This is a genomic window from Streptomyces sp. NBRC 109706 (assembly GCF_000974485.1).
Lineage (GTDB): Bacteria > Actinomycetota > Actinomycetes > Streptomycetales > Streptomycetaceae > Streptomyces.
Map to the genome: position 1 here is coordinate 46,628 of NZ_BBOM01000009.1, position 15,319 is coordinate 61,946.

At 70.6% G+C, this 15,319-nt stretch carries 13 protein-coding genes; 11 read left to right on the plus strand and 2 right to left on the minus strand.

The features are described from left to right. Positions 1-5 precede the first annotated feature (5 nt). Positions 6-716, minus strand: a complete 711-nt coding sequence (locus AOM46_RS19800) for a TetR/AcrR family transcriptional regulator (protein ID WP_062214359.1) — start codon at positions 714-716, stop codon at positions 6-8. Between the two features lie 90 nt (positions 717-806). Between AOM46_RS19800 and AOM46_RS19805 the strand changes: the two genes are divergently transcribed. The 10 genes from AOM46_RS19805 to AOM46_RS19850 all read left to right on the plus strand — a co-directional run bounded on the left by AOM46_RS19805 (position 807) and on the right by AOM46_RS19850 (position 12,112). Next, positions 807-1,943, plus strand: a complete 1,137-nt coding sequence (locus tag AOM46_RS19805) for an NAD(P)/FAD-dependent oxidoreductase (RefSeq protein ID WP_062213887.1) — start codon at positions 807-809, stop codon at positions 1,941-1,943. 195 nt (positions 1,944-2,138) lie between these two features. After that, positions 2,139-2,624, plus strand: a complete 486-nt coding sequence (locus tag AOM46_RS19810; RefSeq protein ID WP_062213889.1) for an iron chaperone — start codon at positions 2,139-2,141, stop codon at positions 2,622-2,624. Between the two features lie 56 nt (positions 2,625-2,680). Next, complete coding sequence (locus tag AOM46_RS19815; RefSeq protein ID WP_199824026.1) at positions 2,681-3,250, plus strand: DinB family protein; 570 nt, start codon at positions 2,681-2,683, stop codon at positions 3,248-3,250. Between the two features lie 81 nt (positions 3,251-3,331). Next, positions 3,332-3,892: an SUKH-4 family immunity protein gene (locus AOM46_RS19820; protein WP_062213891.1), complete on the plus strand. Its 561-nt coding sequence runs from the start codon at positions 3,332-3,334 to the stop codon at positions 3,890-3,892. Positions 3,893-3,971: 79 nt separating this feature from the next. Next, positions 3,972-4,697 carry a hypothetical protein gene (locus AOM46_RS19825; protein ID WP_062213893.1) on the plus strand — a complete coding sequence of 242 codons (726 nt, stop codon included), beginning with the start codon at positions 3,972-3,974 and terminating at the stop codon, positions 4,695-4,697. A 2-nt stretch (positions 4,698-4,699) separates the two neighbouring features. Continuing rightward, positions 4,700-5,512 (plus strand): nucleic acid/nucleotide deaminase domain-containing protein, encoded by an 813-nt coding sequence (locus AOM46_RS32325; protein WP_078857013.1) that lies wholly within the window; start codon positions 4,700-4,702, stop codon positions 5,510-5,512. A gap of 23 nt (positions 5,513-5,535) precedes the next feature. Then, entirely contained in the window at positions 5,536-6,408 is an 873-nt protein-coding gene (locus AOM46_RS19830; RefSeq protein ID WP_158920511.1) for a nucleic acid/nucleotide deaminase domain-containing protein, read from the plus strand. Further along, positions 6,405-6,965, plus strand: a complete 561-nt coding sequence (locus AOM46_RS19835; RefSeq protein WP_078857015.1) for an SUKH-4 family immunity protein — start codon at positions 6,405-6,407, stop codon at positions 6,963-6,965. The genes AOM46_RS19830 and AOM46_RS19835 overlap by 4 nt, the downstream gene beginning before the upstream one ends. A 342-nt stretch (positions 6,966-7,307) precedes the next feature. Continuing rightward, positions 7,308-9,497 carry a WD40 repeat domain-containing protein gene (locus AOM46_RS19845; protein ID WP_158920513.1) on the plus strand — a complete coding sequence of 730 codons (2,190 nt, stop codon included), beginning with the start codon at positions 7,308-7,310 and terminating at the stop codon, positions 9,495-9,497. Positions 9,498-9,559: 62 nt separating this feature from the next. Beyond that, positions 9,560-12,112: a polysaccharide lyase family 8 super-sandwich domain-containing protein gene (locus AOM46_RS19850; protein WP_062213904.1), complete on the plus strand. Its 2,553-nt coding sequence runs from the start codon at positions 9,560-9,562 to the stop codon at positions 12,110-12,112. A 3-nt stretch (positions 12,113-12,115) separates the two neighbouring features. Here the strand turns inward: AOM46_RS19850 and AOM46_RS19855 are convergent, their stop codons facing one another. Further along, positions 12,116-12,337: a hypothetical protein gene (locus AOM46_RS19855; RefSeq protein ID WP_062213906.1), complete on the minus strand. Its 222-nt coding sequence runs from the start codon at positions 12,335-12,337 to the stop codon at positions 12,116-12,118. A gap of 141 nt (positions 12,338-12,478) precedes the next feature. Here AOM46_RS19855 and AOM46_RS19860 point away from each other — a divergent pair, with 141 nt between their 5' ends. Next, the gene (locus tag AOM46_RS19860) at positions 12,479-15,319 is read left to right on the plus strand and encodes an NACHT domain-containing NTPase (protein WP_234313874.1); all 2,841 of its coding nucleotides are present in this window, start codon (positions 12,479-12,481) and stop codon (positions 15,317-15,319) included.

Consider the following 15,319-nt stretch of genomic DNA (forward strand, 5'->3'; position numbering starts at 1 on the left):
CCCTCCTAGCCGGGCGGAGTGACGCCTCCGGGCGGGGCCGCGACGATGCCGGCCAGGATGAGGTCGACGCCGGCGAGGAACTGCTCCCGGTCGTCATGCTCGGGCAGCCGCGCCGCCACCCGGTGCACAAACGGGTACCGCGCCGGGTCGAGCCGCCGCCACTCCTCGGCCACGGCACCGAGGAGGGCACCTCGATCGGTCCCGTGGGCGAACCGACGGGCGTTCGCGGCATTCTGCCCGGCGACCCCGAGGGTGTAGTTCACCAGCGCGGAAACGGAGTCGAACCACGCCCGTTCGGGAACGCCGAGCGCCTGCAGCTGGCCGCCGATGCCCTCGAAGATCTGGGGCATCGCGGCCAGCCACGGCACCCGGGAGAGCTGGGCCCCCACCCAGGGGTGGGCGTCGATCGCGTCGAACACCCCCAGCGCGATGGCCCGGATCGCCTCGCGCGGCTCCGCGTCCTCGCCCACGTCCGTCACCACCCGGGCGATGACGTCATTGGTCGCCGCCGCGAGCAGATCGTCCTTGTTGGCGACATGCCAGTAGATCGCGCCGCTCCCCGTGGCCAGACGAGCGGCGAGCGCACGGAAGGTGAGGGCGCGTTCACCCTCGGTGTCCAGAATCCCGATCGCGGCATCGACGATCCGCCGCTTGGAGAGCGCGTCCGTGCGGCGCTCGGCCCGTTCCCGTTCGGCTCGCTGCGACCTGGTCGCCATGGACAGAAGTTTGACATGACTGGAACGCCGTTCCAAGCTGGAGCGGGTGGAACAACGTTCCATTCTTCCGTCGACCGAAGGAGAACCACCATGACCACCACCCCCATCGCGATCATCGGCGCCGGCCTGGGCGGCCTCACCCTCGCCCGCGTCCTGCATGTCCACGGCATCCCCGCGACGGTCTACGAGGCCGATCCGTCGGCCGCGTCCCGCGCCCAGGGCGGCCAGCTCGACATCCACCCGGAGGACGGTCAGCGCGCCCTCGCCGACGCCGGCCTCACCGACCAGTTCCGCGCGATCATCCACCAGGGCGCCGAGGCGGTGCGCGTCCTCGCCCCGGACGGCGCGCCGCTGCTCCACGTCCCCGACGACGGCAGGGCCACCCGCCCCGAGGTGCTCCGCGGCGACCTGCGACGCGTCCTGCTCGACTCACTCCCCGAGGGAACGGTCCGCTGGGGGCACAAGATCACCGATGTCCACCCCGTCGGCGACGGCCGGCACCGGCTGAGCTTCGCCGACGGCTCGACCACGACCACCGGCCTCCTCGTCGGCGCCGACGGCGCTTGGTCACGGGTCAGGCCGCTGCTGTCGGACGCCAGGCCCGGCTATGTCGGCACCACATTCGTCGAGACCTATCTCCATGACGTCGACGCGCGACACCCGGCGACGGCCAGGGCGGTCGGCGAGGGCGCCATGTACGCGCTCACCCCGGGGAAGGGGATCGTCGCACACCGTGAGGCGGGGAGCGTCCTGCACACCTATGTCGAACTGAACCGCCCCGCCGACTGGTTCAACGCCGACGCCACCTCCCTGACCAGGCGGATCGCGGCCGAGTTCGACGGGTGGGCCGCACCTCTCACCGCGCTGACCACCGAGGGCGAGACCGCCCCGGTCGCGCGCCGGATCCACACCCTCCCGGACGGACACCGTTGGGACCGGGTACCGGGCGCCACCCTCATCGGCGACGCCGCCCACCTGATGCCGCCGTCCGGCGACGGCGCGAACCTGGCGATGTTCGACGGCGCCGAACTCGCCAAGGCCATCGTGGCCCACCCCGGCGACACCGAGGCGGCGCTCACCGCCTACGAGGAGGCGCTGTTCCCGCGCGGCGCCGCGTACTACGCGGACGCGCGCGACATGCTCGACATCTGCCTCGGCGACCGCGCGCCACACGCCCTCGTCGACCTCTTCCGCAACGCGGCGCAACCGACGCCGTCCCAGCCCTGACCTGCCGGAAGACGGACAGCCGGGGGGCGTCGGGGCAGGTCACCTGCCGCTCCAAGGCCGGTCACCGACCGGTCGGGAACGGGATCAGGGAACCGATCAGGAATCGAGAAGCCGTGGTCACGAATCAGTCCTAACGTGATCTCCATGGCAAGCACCTCGCTCGCCCGACCCACTCCCCGCCGAGAGGAAACCGCCATGCCGACCAGGAAGCCGTCCACCGAGAAGTCCGGCACGACCTCCGAGCTGTACGAGGGATTCACCGCCGAGGAGCGGGCCGCGATGAAGGAGCACGCGCGGGAACAGAAGAAGACGGCGGCGCGACGCGGTTCGTCCCGGGCGGAGAAGGAGGCAGCGGCGGAACGGGACGTACTCGCGAAGATCGCCGAGATGCCGGAGGCGGACCGGGCCCTCGCCGAACGCGTCCACGCCATCGTCAGCACCGCGGCCCCCGGCCTCAAGGCCAAGCTCTGGTACGGGATGCCGGCCTACGCCAGAGACGGCAAGGTGGTCTGCCACTTCCAGGACGCCAAGAAGTTCAACACCCGCTATGCCACCCTCGGCTTCAGCGATCTGGCGGCACTCGACGACGGCACCATGTGGCCGGTCGCCTACGCCCTGCGGGAGCTGACCCCCGCCGACGAACAGCGCATCACCGCGCTCGTCAAGAAGGCGGCGGGCTGACGGCGGGGGCGGATAACCAGTTGCCGCTCGGGCCGGCGCTCCGCATCATCCACACGGTGACCGACACACCCGAACGCTGGACCCAGGCAACCGTCTACCCCGACATGTGGGTGGATCCCGACAAGGACCCGCGCAACAGCGACGGAGCCGCCCCGGACGGCGAGTTGGCGACGCTCCAGGAGTTCCTGAGGGACTACCGCCACACGCTCCGGATGAAATGCGAGGGGCTTACCCCCGAACAACTGGCCCGCCGATCGGTACCCCCGTCGACCATGTCCCTGCTGGGACTGGTCCGCCATCTCGCCGAGGTGGAACGGGACTGGCGCAACTGGATCCTGCCGGACGACCCGGCGCCCCGGCTGTACGGGGGCAGGGACAGCGACTTCGACGGAGCCCTCGCGGAACCGGAGCTGGTGGAGAGCGCCTTCGCCGACCTGGCCCGCGAACAGGCCGCGACGGACGCCGCGTTGGCCGAACACCCGGACCCGGGCGCGCGCGTCGTCCACCACGGCACCGCCCCCGGAGCCGTCCGGGAGCTGTGGGTCCACCGCGTCGAAGAGTACGCACGCCACTGTGGGCACGCCGACCTGCTGCGCGAACGCATCGACGGACGAGTGGGCCAGTAGGCCCGAGCCGTCCGAATCGCACACCGGTCGACCGGAACTGCCGATACTGAAGGTAGTTGCCCACTCGCTCAAGGAGAACCATTGGCCTTCGCCGTCTCCCACGGCGACCTGGAAGCGGCCTTCGGCGCCGCCCACGTCACCACCATCCCACCGGACCGGCTCAACCCGGCGGTCACCCACCCGGACAGCCGCCGCTTTCTCGCGGAGGTGGGGCTCCCGACAGCGGACCGATTCCTCTACGCGCCACTGGAGTGCCTGACCTCCGGCCTGCCGAACGCCGTCGATTTCGACCCGGGGTTCGGCTATCTGGAGGTGCCGCCCAAGACCGTCGAGCACTGGGTCGGCCTCGGCTTCTGCCAGGCCCACCGCATCTTTCTGGACGGCGCCACCGGAATCGTCTGGCTGCTACCCGACGGCGAGTCGGAGGCATATGTTCTCAACACCCGTCTCGATCTCTTCGCGCGCTGCCTGTGCTCCGTACGGCGCCGCTGGGACGTCCTGGCGGGGCCCACCGACATCGACCTCCGAACGACGATCGTCGACGAACTGGCCGCTACTTTTGCAGCGTTGGACCCGGCGGCCATCAACTCTCCTGAGACCACCTGGCGCTACTGGGGCCTGTCCGACCTGGCGGACTACTGACAAATTTCGCTGACGTAACATCATCTGCACTCTGTGCCACGCTGGTTGGGGTTGAAATGGCGCACTTGGAGGGTTGCGAATGTCGATCAATCTGCCCGGCTGGCTCGCTGAGGTCGTGGACTGGCTCGGCTTCAACTGGCCCGACATAGACGAGGACGAACTCCGCGAGGCGGCCGACGGGCTGCGCTCCTACGCCCAGGAGTGCGAGGACTCCCTCGACGCGACAACGGGCGTCGTCGGCAACGACCTTGAGCAGGTGTACCAGGCCCAGTCCTATGGCGCGCTCGCCGAGCTCTGGGGCCAGCAGTCGTCCAGCCACATGCGGGCCCTCATCGACGGCTGCCAGATATTAGCCGACGGCCTCGACGCCGCCGCCATAGCCGTCGAGGTCATGAAGGGCCGCTGCATCACCCAACTCGGCATAGCCGCCGGTCAGATGACCGCCGCGCTGGCCGCCTCCGCGGCCACCTTCGGACTGGCCTCCGGCACCGCCGTCGCGACCCAGCAGTTACAGCGACGGCTGATGAACGAGATAGTGCAACGCTTCGAGGAAGAGGCGATCGGCGCCCTGGTGGACGGCGTGATAGGCCCGGTGCAGGACCAGATACTCACGGCAGTGGAACGACTCGCATACGAGGAGGCCGCCGACATCGCGGCCGGTGAACCACTGCCGACACTGCAACTGAGAACCGACGAGATGCGGGCCCTGGGAGGCACGATCCTGGGCCAGGCCGACGGAAACCTCACCTCCGGCGAACAGTTCGCCTCCCGGGTGTCGGGACTGACCTTCGCCACCGGGGGCTGAGGGTGGCGGGCTTAGGTCGGCGCATCGCCGAACCGGTAAGGAACATTCTCGACGACATCGCCCGCAAAGTCCCACAGGGCATGGAGCGGGCCCACCGCCGCATCTCGGAACGGGTCCGCACGGCGGCCGACCGCTTCGACGAGTCGGAACGCCGCATCACCGACCGGGTCCCGACCTACCAGGTCGACAACGACGGCAACGTACGCCGGTTGATGCCGGACGGCTCCACCCGGGAAGTCAGCGCCTCCGACAACTCCGGCATCCGCAACCTCCTGGGCCCGGACGGGCGAGCGACCCCGCACCGGAGCGGGCAGAACCTCCTCCCTGGTCCAAGGGACAGGAGAAACGGCGTGGTGAACTCGGAGCGCGTCGCGCCTGGCAGCACCGAGCTCTCCCGCGCGACTCAGCGTGCGCGTCTGGCTGACGAGAACCGAGGGGGCGACAACTACGCGGCGTTCCGTTATCAGGGGGACGACGGAGATTTTATTCTCGTCGGCAGTAGCGTTCGAAGAGGAAATGTCCATTCGGAACAGGCCGCTGGAAGTCCCTTCCTCGCAGCCCGGGACCGCCTCACCGGAGATGTCACCGAGGTGTACACGGAGCGAGATCCATGCGGCATACCAAACGGCGGCCGAAACTGTGCCACCTGGCTCGCCCATTATTTTGGCGGGGACCTTCCCGTCTCCGGAAGCTTCGAATACGGCGACGCCGCAAGCCGTGCAAGAGGGAACACGGCGCACAGCGCATACGTGGACGGGTTGTTCGCCGATACCGCGTACCAGGACAGCTTGTTCGGGCGTTCGGGGCGGCGATGATGGAAGGCGTTAGCATGAGTCGTATGAGTGATGGGAGTGGCGAGTCAGCGGACTTGCGGCGGCGGTTGGAGTTGCGGTTCGGCCTTGTGGGTCTGCGGCGGATCGTCGTCCCGGAGGATGCGCTGCCGGCGGCGGACGCCGCCCTGTTGGCCGAGTGTGGCGTCCCCCGACAGGTGGGCCCCTACTTCATCGCACCCGACGATGACGCCCCCACCCAACTCGGCGCCTACGCACAGTCGATGGACGCCAAGCAGACCTCCTGGATTCGCATCGGCACGGACCGAGGGGCACAACTCTGCCTTGACACAAGCGGAACGGTGCGAGCGGAGTTCATCGGAATCGACGAACCCGGCCTGCAGATCAACGCATCACTCACCGCGTTCCTTGAGTCCCTGCTCGCACTGGACGAAGGACTCTCCTCCCTCGCCGCCACCCCGTCCGTACCCGAACGAGCCGAGCTGATCCGCGCCCTGGCACGACGCATCGCCGTAGCCGACCTGGAGCCAATGGAAACCCCCGATTCCTGGTGGTTGACCGTCCTCCAGGACATACGACACACCATGACCCACCCCGGCTACGCGTCATTCGAAATCATCGACGCCCAAGGCGACAAACAGATCGCCACCAGCTCAGGCGCCCTCTGCCTCCACCCCGAAGAACGCCTCTGGGAAGAACTCGCGGAATCCGGCACCCGACCCGAGCAGATCAAACAGGTCTACACCGAGTTGGAAGCCTGCTTCCTTCCCGGCCACTACTGCGCACTCTGGCTCGCCACCACCTTCCCCGAAGCACGCTTCACCCACTCCTTCGACTACGGCGACACCGCCGAAGAACGCGAAGCCGGCTTCCTCGCCCTGCTCCGCCACTCGGCCGCCCAACAGCAGGGAGAGTCATGACTTTCGCAGTGTCCCGTGCGGACCTGGAAACGACCTTCGGTGCCGACCACGTCACCACCATCCCCCCGGACCGGCTCAACCCGGCGGTTGTCCACCCGGACAGCCGCCGCTTTCTAGCCGAGGTGGGGCTCCCAGCGGCGGACGGGTACATCTACGAGCCGTTGGAGTACCTGGACTCGGGACTGCCCAACGCCCGTGATTTCTATCCCTGGTTCGGGGATTTGGAGGCACGGCCCGTGACAGCCGACCACTGGGTCGGCCTCGGCTACTGCCAGGCCCACGGAACGTTCCTGGACGGCGCCACCGGAATCGTCTGGCTTCTGCCGGAAGGAGAGTCAGAGGCCCTGATCCTCAACAGCCGTCTGGACCTCTTCGCACAATGTCTGCTCTCGGTCCACAGCCGCTGGGACATCCTCGTGGGCCCCACCCACTACACCGTTCGCACGCCGATCGCCAACGCGTTGGCCGACGAGTTCGAAACGCTGGACCCGGCGGCGAGCGCCGTCACCGAAAGCACCTGGCGCCACTGGGTACTGGATACCCTGACCGACTTCTGAGCCATGACTTCCGCCGTCTCCCGCGCCCACGTCATCACCATCCCTCCGGACCGGCTCAACCCGGTGGTCGTCCATCCGGGGTGTCGGCGGGTCCTCGCCGAGGTGGGGCTGCCTTCGGATGAGTTGTTCCTCTTTTCGGGAGGGAGAGGTCGTTGTTCTCAACTCCCGGCTGGCTCTCTGAGGAAGAAGGTCATCAAGTTGGCCAAGAAGGTCGAGGCCGTGGACCCGACGGCCAGTGCCCTGCCGGAGAAGGGCTGGCGCGAATGAGTTCTGTTCCATTTGATGGACTTCTGAGTCCGCGCCACCAGGTTCCCCGCCGGCCCGAAGCGAAGGAGTTGCCCCATGTCCGCGCCGTCAGAGTCCGCGTTAGCGCCCGAAGCCGGCGATAATTGGCCCCCGTTGGGGGCCGGGCGGGGGGTCGCCGGGCGGGTGTTGGTGGAGTGGGCCCGGGGGGCGGAGTCGCCGGGGCTCTGTCTGATCGGCGGCGCGCGTGGTGCCGGGAAGAGTCATCTGTTGGCCTGGTTCGCCGCTCACGGTGGGGGCGATGCCGCCACGCGGGTCAATGCGGTGGTCCCGGCGGCCGGGTTGACGCCGGTGGCGGTGCTCTGGGAGCTGGCGCGTCAACTGGACTGGGACGCACGGACGTTGCCCGAGCTGCTGGCCATCGCCGCCGGGGATCGGCGGCCGTTGTTGATCGGGTTCGCGGATCTGCACCGGGCCGCGCCCGGCGGGCGGCTGAGCGGTTTTCGGCTGGTGCCCGAGCTGTTGGAGCCGCTGCTGCGCCAGCCGTGGGTGCGGGTCGTCGCCGAGGTGGGGCCGGTGGCGGCCAGCGAGTTCGGTGTCGAGGCCACCGTGATCGATCTGGACGATCCCCGGTTCACCGACCGGGACGCATACGCGGAGTGGTACGGCGGTCTGGGCCCGGGCGGTCCGCCGGTCGTGCCGGCCGACGTTCCCTATCCGCATCCGGTGCTGGGGCGGCTCGCCGCCCGGCTGCCGGCAGGGCCGCCGGCGAGCGAGGATCCGGCCCGGGCCCTGTGCGAGGTCTGGTGGCAGCGCCAAAGCCCGGCGGAGCAGCGGGCGTTGGGCACGCTGGCGCGGCTGCGGGGTCGTGTCGGTCCCGACACCTGGCGTGCGGTGCATACCGCGTTGCGTCCGGAGGACACCGCCATCGCGGCGGACGAGGCCCTGGGCGAGGGCCCGTTCGAGCTGCCGCTGCCGGCGCTGGCCGAACTCGCGCCGCTCCCAACGGAGTCGGAGGTCTTTGACGCGCTGCTCTCGCTGGTGCCGAGGAATCCACAGGGCATCGCCGAATGGGCGGAGGCACCCCGCTATGTGCGGGACCATATCGCCGGCCATGCCACCGCCGAGGAGGAGGCGGCGCTGCTGTTGAGCGATCCCGGATTCCTCGTTCATGGTTCGGTCTCGGACATCGCCGGCCTGCTGGACCGGCCCGGGCTGCCGGCTCCGCGCGCTTTGCCCGCGGTGTGGCGTGCGGTCGGGCCCGTGCTCGGCTGGGCGGGCGACGGGCTCGCCGAGCGGGCGGCGATCCTGCACGCCGGGGCGTTGGCGCGGGTGCCGAGGCTGGCCGGGCTGCTCGCTCCGGCGGCCGACGGCCATCCGTTCAGGGCCCGTTGGTCCCGGCTGCGGCGGCGGGTCACCGTGGCCAGTGGGCCGGCCAGGGGGGAACGTTGGCCGGGGGCGGTGCGGGCGCTTGCCTTTGACGCGGCGTCGTCCGGGCTGGTGGCGGCCGATCCGTTGGGGCAGCTGCGGCAGCTGGATGTGGCCACCGGCGTCCCGGCCGGGCGGGTGGTCAACGAGCTGCGTGCGCCCGTCGTCGCGTTGGCCCCCCTCGGCGACGGCGCCTGGGCGGCGTTGAGCGACGCGGGAACGGTGCGGCTGGTCGGTCCCGGCGGTGACGCCCCGACGCCGGCGCCGTTCGATGTGCTCAACGCGGAGCGGAGCCCGGTCAGTTGCCTGGGTGGCGACGCGGCGGGGCGGCTGCTGGTGTGTGGCCATGAGTCGGGCCAGGTCACGGTGTACGAGGGGGGTGTCCGGCAGGCGTCGGTGCGGTTCGCCGAGGTGCCGGTGACGGCCGTGGACTGTCTGCGGCTGGGGAACGGGCGGGTGCTGGTGGTCGGCGCGGTGGCCGACGGGCGGGTGGTGTTGTGGGGTCCGCCCGAGGCGCCGTCGGGTGTGCCGCTGGTGAGCCGGGCCGCGGTGCCGATGGCGTTGGTCGCCGCCCACACCTCGGTCGGCGTGGTGCTGGCGGTGTCCTGGGCGAACGGGCTGGTCGAGCTGCTTGGCCTGCCGGGGGACGGCGCGCTGACGTTCCGCCCCCACCACCGGGTGGCCGCGCTCGCCCTGACCTTCGACGGACTGCTGGTGGGCGCGGACGACGAGTCGATCACCGGCTGGCGATGCGATCTCTCCCGGCTGGTCGAGCCGAAGGTCGCGAACGAGGACAAGGACACGGGGACGGAGACGGAGACGGAGACGGAGACGGACCAGGGGACCCGCTCCGCGCTCTAGTGACAGTTGGCCATCCGCTTGGTTGGATGCCACGGACGTCCCACCAGCCGTTGGAGTGTCCCGTGCCGCTCTCCCGTCGTGCTCTGCTGTCGCTCGTTCCCGCCGTTCCCGTCGTCTCCGCCCTCGCCAACTCGGGTTCTGCCCCGGCCCGTTCGGGTGCCGCTCCCGGGGAGGGGTTCGCGCGGCTGATCGACAACACGGTGGCGACCTTCGCCGGTACCCCGGAGTCCAACGCGCGGCCCGAGGTCGCCGGGAAGCTGACCGCGATCGAGACGACCGCGCGCACCTGGCTGGCCGCGTTGGAGACGGCCGGGCCGGACGAGCTGTTCGCCGGGCTGCCGTTGGGCAGCAGCGACGCCCAGCTGCACGCCAGCTATCTGCATCTCTACGAGATCGCGTTGGCCACCCGCGTGCCGGGCGAGGCGGCATCCGACCTCCGCGACAATGTGACGGTGCAGCGGCGGGTGATCGACGCGCTCGGTTGGCTGCACGAGCGGTACTTCGGTGACCAGGACGCCGGTTACTACGGCAACTGGTTCAACTGGGAGATCGGCGTGCCCACTTCCGTGAGCCGCACCCTGGTGCTGCTGCGGGATCAACTGGCCTCGTACGCACCTGAGTTGACGGCCACCTATGTGGGTTCGATGGACGCCTATCTGCGGAACGGCAAGGATGGCGATGTCGATCTCGACTCGCGGTTCCACACCGGCGCCAATCTCGCCGATATCACCGTCAACCGGGTCCTGCAGGGCGCGGTGCTCGGTGACGAGGCGCGGATCGTCAAGGCCGTCACGGATCTGGGCACGGTCTTCGATCCGATCGACCCCTATGCGCTGCGGCACGGTGTCACCGACGGCTTCTACGCGGACGGCTCCTTTCTCCAGCACGCCTCCGTCGCCTACACCGGCTCCTACGGCACCTCGCTGCTGGCCAGGGTCACCCAGTCGTTCAAGATCCTGGACGGCACCGGGTACGGGGCGCGGGAGGCGCTGGTCGGCGTGGTGCGTGGCTGGATGGTGAACGGGTTCGCGCCGCTGATCTTCGAGGGCTGGTTGATGGAGCTGGTCAGGGGGCGGGCGGTGTCCCGCACCACCAGCGGCTATGCGGCGACGGCCGCGGTGGTCGAGGCCGCCGTCGATCTGTCGGCGGCGGTGGAGGACGAGGCGGAGGCGGCGGAGCTGCGCGGCTATGTCCGGCATCTGCGGGAGACCTCACCGGTGGCGCTCGATCCGGTGGGTTTTGTCTCGCCGGTGAGCGTCGCCCGGTTCGCCGACATCCTGGCGGACGCCTCGGGGCCGGCCGACGATCTGGGGCCGGCCGAGCGGAACGTGGCGTTCAACGCGATGGACCGCACGGTCCACCGGCGCCCGGGCTATGCCTTCGCGCTGGCCCGGAGTTCGGGGCGGATCAGCAAGTACGAGTACATGAGCGGCGAGAATCTGATGCCGTGGTTCCAGGGCGACGGGGCGCACTACCTCTATCTGTCGGGGCAGGACCAGACGGAGGTGTTCGGCGTCGACTACTTCACCACCGTCTCGCCCTACCGGCTGGCGGGGGTCACCGCGCCGGTGGAGTCCCGGAAGACGGTGCCGGAGCTGTACGGGGAGCTCTGGTACGACAACCCGGATGAGGGCTTCACCTCCTCATCCGAGGCGCAGAACACCTATGTCTACTTTCCGCGCGGCACCCGTTCCCATTCTGGCGGGGCCAGTCTCGACGGCTATGGCGCGGTCGCCATGGCGCAGTCGGACGACGCGGCGTACCAGGCGCTGCGGGAGGGCCTGCTCCCGGCGGACTTTGTCGCCTACCGCAATGCCGAGGCGATCCGCTCCTGGTTCATGTTCGACGAGGAGATCGTGCTGCTGGCCGCCGGGGTGCGGGACGGGGCGGGGCGGGCGGTGACCACCACCCTCGACAGCCGGATCGCCGCACCGGGCGACACGGTCGAGCTGACCGGCCAACTCGCCGACGGACGCGCCTGGTTCACCGGTTCCGGGGAGCCGCCCGCCTGGCTGCGCTATGCCAATGTCGAGCAGGGCACCGCGATCGGCTATGCCTTTCTGGACGGGGCGCGGGCCGATGTCTCGTTGGAGACGGTCACCCGCAGCCGTCGGGCGGTGCGGGTCGCCAATCCGGACACCGAGGTGACCAAGCAGGTGTTCTCGCTGGTGGCGCGGCGGCCGGCCGGCGCGCACGCGCCCGGCTCGGTGGCCTGCGCGCTGGTGCCGAACGCCACCGAGGAGCGGCTGGCCGGCTATGCCGGCGGGCCGGTGACGGTGCTGCGCAACAGCGAGCGGATACAGGCCGTTCGGCATGCGGGCCTCGGCCTGCTGGCCGTCAACACCTTCGGCGCCGGCGTCCACCGCGCCGGGCCGCTGACCGTCGAGGGCGCGGCGTCCGTGCTGCTGCGGGAGGCGGCGGACGGCACCGTCTCGCTGGCCGTGGCCGATCCGACGACGGAACGGGACGATATCGCCGTCACCCTGCGCGGGCGCCGGCTGCGGCCGGTGGAGACGGATGACGGGGTCCGGGTCCGCCGGGTCGCCGGCGGTACCCGGATCGAGGCCCGCACCCGGCGGGTGTACGGGCGCAGCCTGGTCGCGCGGCTGCGCTGAGCCTCAGCGGAGCACCGCCACGACCAGCGTCGCGACGGTGGTGAGCACGGTGAGGGTGGCGCCGAAGGTCCGCCCGGCGCGGAGCGCGGCGGCCGGCCTGCTCGCGCCGTCGAGCCGCGCCAGCACGGCGGTGGCGACGGCGGTCAACAGGGCGAGCAGCAGCGCGGCCAGCAGGGTGACGAGCAGCGCCAGCAGGAGCACGGCGAGGGTGCGGGTCGGGGTCATCGGGGGGCCTCTCTTCCGGTCGAGTCGGGACGGTCAACGGACTGTCGCTGCAAGGAAGATGGCCTGTTCGGCGGACACCCGCGTGCGCGCTGAACGAAGATGAACGGGTCCATACGCGGCGACGCGGCGAAAGGTGGCTCGGTGACGCCGGAAGAGGCCCTGGCGGAGTTGAAGGCGCGGCTGCGCCGGCTGCGGGTGGAGCGGGGGCTCTCCATGCCGGGGCTTGAGCTGCGCGCCAAGCTCGGCCACACCACGGCGAGCCGCGCGCTCAACGGTGCCCGTCCGCCCACCGAGGCCACCGTGATCTCCCTGGCCAAGGCGCTGCGCACCGATCCCGCGCCGCTGCTTGAGCTGCGCCGTCTGGCGGTGCCGGACCCGGTCGCCCGGGGGCCGAGATCGCGGTTCGAGGAGGACTACCGCACGTATCTGGTGCGCAGGCACGGCCAGTTGTCGGTGGTGGGCCTGGATCTGAGCCATCGTGGTCGGGCTCGCTGGCCGCTGGACACGGCCTATCTCAGCCTGGAGTTCACGGTGCCGGGGCCGGCCTGGCGGTTCGGCGACCAGATTCTGCGGCCGTCAGGCGAGACCAGGATCGAACGGGCGGAACGCGCGTTGGCCGGCCATCACCGGGTGCTGGTAAGGGGGTTGGCGGGCAGCGGCAAGACCACGCTGTTGCAGTGGCTGACCGTGTCGGCGGCTCGCGACGGGCTGCCGGACGAGCTGCGCCAACTGCGGGGCCGGGTGCCGTTCCTGTTGCCGCTGCGGACCCTGGTCCGCCGCGGGCCGCTGCCCGCCCCCGGCGAGTTCCTGGCGTCGGTCGGCTGCTCGCTGGCCGAGAGCCAGCCCGCCGGCTGGGCCCACCGACTGCTGTTCGACGGACGGGCGTTGCTGCTGATCGACGGGCTGGACGAGGTGCCGCAGGAGCGCCGCGCGGAGACCGAGCAGTGGCTGCGGGATCTGCTGGCCGCCTACCCGGAGGCCGCGGTCGCGGTCACCAGCCGTCCGTCGGCCGTCCCCGAGGGCTGGCTGACGGACGCGGGGCTGGCGCAGCTGACGGTGCGTCCGATGAGCGTCCGGGACATCACGGTCTTTGTCGCCCGCTGGCATGCCGCCGCCGTCGCGGGCACCGACGACCCGGACGAACGGGCCCATCTCATCGAGTTGCGCGACCAGTTGACCGACACACTGCGCGCCCACCGGGACTTCGCCCGGCTCGCCGCCACCCCGCTGCTCTCCGCGCTGCTGTGCGCGTTGCACCGGGACCGTCGTGGCCATCTCCCGGACAGCCGCATGGAGTTGTACGAGGCGGCGCTCTCAATGCTGCTGGTGAGGCGGGACGACGAACGCGATATCCAGGCGCCCGAAGGGGTGGTGCTCAGCCGGGACGCCAGCCTCAAGCTGCTGCAGCGGCTGGCGTACTGGCTGATCATCAACGGCCAGACGGAGATGAGCCGTTCGGTCGCCCGCGCGCTGATCGCCGATGCACTGCCGGCGATGCGCAAGGTCGCCAAGCAGGGGTCGGCCGAGCAGATCCTCCACCATCTGCTGGCCCGCAGCGGCCTGTTGCGGGCGCCCGCCACCGATGCGATCGACTTCGTGCACCGCACCTTCCAGGACTATCTGGGTGCGCGGGCCGCGCTACAGAGCATGGATCTGCCGCTGCTGATCGGCCATGCCCACGATCCGCAGTGGGAGGACGTGCTGCGGATGGCGGTGGCCCAGGCCCGTCCCGACGAGTGCGCGACGCTGCTGCTCGGCCTGATCGAGCGGGGCGTCGAGGAGCCGGACCACCGCAACCGGCTCCATCTGCTGGCCGCGGCGTGTCTCACCCACGCCGAGGAGGTCTCCCCGACGGTCCGCGAGACGGTCGAGCGGCGGACGGCCCAGTTGCTGCCGCCACGGGACCGGGAGCAGGCACGGAAGTTGGCCGAGGTGGGGCCGTTGATCCTGGACCTCCTCCCGGGCCCCGAGGGGTTGAAGCACCAGGAGGCGCAGGCGGTGGTGACGGCCGCCGGACTGATCGGCGGCGACGCGGCGCTGCCGCTGATGAAACGCTTCCGGGGCACCCGGCGACAGCTGGTGCACAGCGAACTCCAGTCCGCCTGGGACCAGTTCCACCCGGGGGACTATGCCAGGGAGGTGCTGGCCCAGCTGCCGGACCTTCGCTTTCTGCAGGTTTCGACGGACGAGCAGTTGGCCCAGCTGGGCCAACTGCCGCAGGTCTCCCGCATCACCCTGCGGGGCGACTTCTCCGCCTCGGCGCTGAGCGCGTCGCTGCGCGGCGACCGGCTGGCCCAACTCGACATCTGGCACAACCGCGCACTGCGCACGTTGGGCTGGGTGAGCGGGCTGCCCCGGCTGACCTCGCTCAGGCTCGCCAGCTGTCCCGAGGTCGAGGATCTGAGCCCGCTGGCCGACTGTCCGCTGGACTCGCTGAGGCTTTCCGCCTGCCGGCGGCTCTCGTTCGGCGGGCTCGCCCGGTTGACCGCCCTGCGGGAGTTGTCGCTCAACACCCCGCTGCCGGTGGCGGAGCTGGGTGACCTTCCGATCGGCGCCCGTCTGGCGGAGCTGAGCCTCGGCGACGGCATCCGGCCGGGCTTCTCGCTGGCCGGGATCGGCCGCTGGCCCGCGCTCGGGCTTGTCGACCTGGGGACGTCGGTCGACGGGGCCGACGAGCTGGCCGCGCTGCCGGAGCTCCGTCAGCTTCGGCTGACCGGTAGCGCCGCCCTCGGTCTGCTCGCAGCACTGCCGCGACTGCCGCAGGTCACCCGGCTGATGCTGGTCATGGAGCGGCCCCTCGAACTGCGGGCGGTGCGCGATGTCCTCCCCGGGCTCACTGGGCTGACGATCATCTGCCATCGCAAGCTGCCGGTGGACCTGCGGCCGCTGAGCGATCTGCCCGGGCTCAGGATCAGGATCAGCGGCGCCGGACACGTCGACGGCGCCAAGCAGTTTCCGCTCGGCGCCGTCACGATCAGCTGA

Bases quoted from the DNA above. Each gene is read 5' to 3' on its own strand.
- AOM46_RS19810 (WP_062213889.1), top strand. From the start codon at position 2,139: ATGCCGACCAGGAAGCCGTCCACCGAGAAGTCCGGCACGACCTCCGAG.
- AOM46_RS19835 (WP_078857015.1), top strand. From the start codon at position 6,405: ATGACTTTCGCAGTGTCCCGTGCGGACCTGGAAACGACCTTCGGTGCC.
- AOM46_RS19800 (WP_062214359.1), bottom strand. From the start codon at position 716: ATGGCGACCAGGTCGCAGCGAGCCGAACGGGAACGGGCCGAGCGCCGC.
- AOM46_RS19845 (WP_158920513.1), top strand. From the start codon at position 7,308: ATGTCCGCGCCGTCAGAGTCCGCGTTAGCGCCCGAAGCCGGCGATAAT.
- AOM46_RS19825 (WP_062213893.1), top strand. From the start codon at position 3,972: ATGTCGATCAATCTGCCCGGCTGGCTCGCTGAGGTCGTGGACTGGCTC.
- AOM46_RS19830 (WP_158920511.1), top strand. From the start codon at position 5,536: ATGAGTGATGGGAGTGGCGAGTCAGCGGACTTGCGGCGGCGGTTGGAG.
- AOM46_RS19805 (WP_062213887.1), top strand. From the start codon at position 807: ATGACCACCACCCCCATCGCGATCATCGGCGCCGGCCTGGGCGGCCTC.
- AOM46_RS19855 (WP_062213906.1), bottom strand. From the start codon at position 12,337: ATGACCCCGACCCGCACCCTCGCCGTGCTCCTGCTGGCGCTGCTCGTC.